Source organism: Prosthecobacter sp. (assembly GCF_044232965.1).
In the GTDB taxonomy this organism is placed as follows: Bacteria; Verrucomicrobiota; Verrucomicrobiia; order Verrucomicrobiales; family Verrucomicrobiaceae; genus Prosthecobacter.
On record NZ_JBIIKX010000148.1, the window covers coordinates 1 to 4,054 of the forward strand.

2 protein-coding genes are annotated in these 4,054 nt (G+C 59.6%); both read right to left on the minus strand.

The features are described from left to right. Positions 1–202: 202 nt before the first annotated feature. Entirely contained in the window at positions 203–988 is a 786-nt protein-coding gene (locus tag ACILSI_RS26785; protein ID WP_395724995.1) for a hypothetical protein, read from the minus strand. Between the two features lie 167 nt (positions 989–1,155). Then, positions 1,156–4,038, minus strand: coding sequence for a heme-binding protein (locus ACILSI_RS26790; protein ID WP_395724996.1), 2,883 nt, complete (start codon positions 4,036–4,038; stop codon positions 1,156–1,158). Between the last annotated feature and the right edge of the window lie 16 nt (positions 4,039–4,054).

Here is a 4,054-nt window from a genome sequence, read left to right on the forward strand (position 1 = left end):
CCATCTGGTCCGGCATTTGCCGCGGCCTGCTCTTTGAAAAATTTCCTGCGGTGTTCGTTTTCGAGCTTTGTGGCCCGGCCCGTCTGATAGGAAATTGTCTGTCTGTCTGATAGGAAATTGCTTTTGAGGGGGCCGGGTCGAGTTGGCCTTGGGCGTGGAGCTGGGACGGGGTGTGAGGGGGTCTGATTTCGACTGATCCTTCTCACTTTTCCTGATCAAGACCTTTTTTGCAGCTGGAGATGAGCATTGCGGTCGTCGTCTCGATCCCAGATTTACGTGCCCTTTCATAGAGGATCTCGAATTCCACGATGAGGCGCTGTTGCCGAGTGGTGTCTGCCTGTTGAAGGTGACCTTCTAAAATCAAATATTCCCGCCTGTCTGTAAAACCTCGCTTCACGATCGTAGGATCTAGTTGAATCAACTTCTGGATTTCCTCGATAGATTTTCCCGCCCACTGCTCGATTTCGTTTTCAAGAACCTTTTGACGTTTGGCGACAATCGAACTGAATTCAGGATCCGAATTACCGGTTGTGGCGGCGCCCAGAGCTTCCGCTTTGACTAGATTTCGAACGATGTCGAACATGACTGCGCTGGCGATTCGGATTGAAGCATCTGCCGGTGGCAAGTCAGTTTCGACATTGATTCCAAGGCTGACAGGTTCAATCTGAGTTGAAGCGGTTTGCTTCTTCTGGGTGGCAATATCAAGTCTTGTCAGGCTGAGAACTACTTTGCGATCGACGAGCATGATAAAACCGGTGAGGAAAGCGTCTGTGCCTGTCACTTTGGTATTCTTGCCTGTCAGGGCATTTTCCTGATCAATTAGAGAAATATTGTCTCGGTCGATCAGAATGACGGACTTCCTTGTTCCTAAGGCTTCCTCAACATTACCTCGGACTAAGAGCGTAGCGTCCTTCCATCCATCTGAACCTGGCCCTCGTCCAATTAGTTCGACCACAGCGATTTTGCAAGTTGGCGAATCTTGGGGCACCAATTCTGTCCGCTAGGATATTGCTTTTGCGGGTGCCGGACCGAAGCAGCCTTGAGCGTGGTTCGGAGACGGGGGCTGGTATTGGGATGCAGCTCTCCCCACATGCCGTTCTTCGCGGCCGAGGTCATGGCCACGGTCGTCCCAGATGCATGAGGCAGGCGATAACACTACTTCTTGAACGCCGCGCCCTCAGGCTTCCCGGCGGCTTCGAAGAAGGCGAGGAGGTCGAGGATTTCTTCCTTGGTGAGATTGTTGAGCAGGCCGGGCATCATGGGGGAGAGCTTTGAGACTTCCTTGGACTTGATGTCGGACTTGTTGATTTCCTTGGTGTCGGGCGAGAGCATGCTCGGACGGAGGATGATCTTGTCGTCGGTGTCTGAGACGATGCGACCGGTGAAGAAGTCGCCGTTTTTGAGGGTGATGTCGGTGTTGGCGTATTGCTCGGAGATCACCTTCGAAGGCTCGATCATGGCTTCGAGAATGACCTGGGGCGAATAGCGGCTGGCGACGGCGGTGAGATCGGGGCCGACGGAGCCGCCTTCATCGCCGATGCGATGGCACATGAGGCAGAGGGTGCCGTACATGGCGTCCTGGCCTTGCGCGAAGTTGCGGCCTTTGCTGAGTTTGTCGAGATCGCCGATGAGGTCGGACATCTGCCAGTTCTTCACGAAGGTGCGGTCCTTCTTGGGCTTCTTGAGCTTGGGTGCGGGCTCGATCCAGGAATCGAGCACGGGCTGCAGTGCGGCGAGCTCCTGCGGCGGCACGTTGGCCATGGCGGTGCGGCGAATTTTCACGAGGAAGTTGCTGAAGCTTGCGCCATCGCTGAAGTCGCGGCCGGCATCGGTGAACCACTTGAGTGTGGTCTCGGGATGCTGCGTGGTGTTGCGCTTCTGGGCCCACCAGGCGAAGTACTGGCGGCGCATCTCTGGTGTCCAGCCATTCGTGATGGTGCGCAGGGCGACGACGTAGTTGAGCTGCTCTTCCTGCGTGGGTGCGGCGGCGAGGAGCTTGAGCGTGCGGGCGATGGTGTCGGGCGCATCGAGCGCGAGGAGGGTCTGGCAAAGCTCGCGATTGAGCGCGACGCTCTGCGCGGGGTAAAGCGGGCTGAGCAGCGCGATGATGGGCGCGGCGACTTCAGCGGCGGGTTTGCCCGTGCGGCTGATGGCGACTTCGATGACGCGGATGAACTCAAGCTGCTGGGCTTCGCTCTTGAGCTGTGCGAGGGGAAGCTTGGCGAGAGCTTTGAAGAGATCGCCCTGGGCTTCGGTGCCGCCGAGGCGTGCGACTGAGAGGAGGATGGTCAGCGCCGATGTGGGATTCGTTTCTGTCAAGGCGCGGGTCTTCCATGAGTTGATGGGCTGGCTTTCGATGGCGATGCGTGCGGCGTAGCGGATGAAGCGGTCTTCGCTGGCGAGGTGAGGCCATGCGGTGTCCCCGGCGGCGGCGTCTTCGTGGCCGTGGAAGGCTTCGAGCTTGTGGCGCAGCGTGCGGGATTCATCGCCTGCGACTTCGTGGAGGTCTGCGGGGGCGGTGGATTCGGTGCCTTCGTAGGTCACGCGAAACAGTGCTCCCTGGGTGTGGCGGCCGCCGATGGTGAAGTACATCGCGCCGTCGTCGCCGATGGTGAGGCCGGTCAAATTGAGAGGGGTCTTGCCGGATTTTTCATTGAGTGATTTCGGCGCGACGAAGTTTTCCCAGGTGCCGCCGTAGCTGGCGCCCTGCGGTGTGAGATGCACGGCGATGAGGCGGCCATAGGTCCAGTCCTGGATGAAGAAGGCGCGCTGGTATTTGGCGGGGAATTTGGCACCCGTGCCGAAGCCCACGCCGGTGGGGCAACCGATGCCGATGGTGACGGTGGCAGGCAGGCTGTCGTGGTAATACTCGGGCCACTTGCTGGCGCCTTCGCGGAAGCCATGGTCTGCGCCGCTGGTCACATGATAGACGCGCACCGGGCGATACCAGGGGGTGCCCCAGTCCCACTCCATGTCGCTGTCAAAGCCGAAGAGCTCGCCATCGTGATTGAAGGCGACGCCGTAGGTGTTGCGCTCGCCGCTGGCGATGAGTTCGCAGTTCTTGCCGTCGGGGTCCATGCGGACGACGAAGCCGCCCGGAGGCTTGCGGCCTGCGCCGAAGCCGTTGCCATCTTCCGCGCGTGGCAGCACGAGATCGTCGGCGTAGTTTTTGTGCGGGGAGGTGGGAAGCACATCGGCAGGCACGTCCACGTAATTTCCGCAGAGCACGTTGAGGTGCTTTTTGTCGGGATTGAGCAGGATGGTGTGCGCGCCGTGTTCGCCACCGCCGCCCTTCCATTCGCGGAGGAACTCGACCTTGTCGAAGGCCTCCTCGGCGGTGGTGGAGGTGCAGCGCCAGAGGCCATAGACACTCTTGCCATCGGGGCCAGTGCCACGGCCATTGATGTAGAGGCTGTCAAAGGCAAAGAGCATGCCCATGACTTCGCTGAGCGGGATTTTGAGGATCTCGGCCTTGGTGACTTTGCCGTCCTTGAGCGTGAGTCGCGAGATGGGTTCTTTCGGTTCCGCGCCGAGGAGCAGTCGGCCCTGGGGATCTTTCGTGATGGAGATCCACGAGCCTTCCGTGGCTGCGTCCGCCTTGCGCACGAGCTCCACCTTGAAACCCGGCAGCGTGGCCAGCACCTCGCCGGGGTTTTCCGTGACGACGGCCACCGTCTTCGGCTTCGAGCCATCCGCAGGCCCATAGACGGCCTTGGTGATGACGAGGTGCTTTCCTGCTGGCGCTGCGATTTCCAGCTTGCGGTTCTCGCCCACATCGCGCGAGAGCTTCTCGTCGCCGAGGGTGTACTCGATGTGCAGTTTCTTCGGCACGCCGGAGGCGGTGTCGCCAAAGAGATCGTTGCCAGCGGTGATCGAGAGCTTGTCATCCTTCACAGCGCCCGCGACGACGGCGGTCACATCCGTCGGGTCTTTGGCACCATAGGCCAACTCAGCCTGACCAAGGCACGCGAGGGCGAGAGCGAGCAGGGCGGACTTCAATCGAAAGCTGGGCTGAATACGGTGGGCTGGATTTCTCATGGATTTCAAATTCGCG

Coding starts and splice junctions, on each gene's coding strand:
- ACILSI_RS26790 (WP_395724996.1), bottom strand. CDS start 4,038: ATGAGAAATCCAGCCCACCGTATTCAGCCCAGCTTTCGATTGAAGTCC.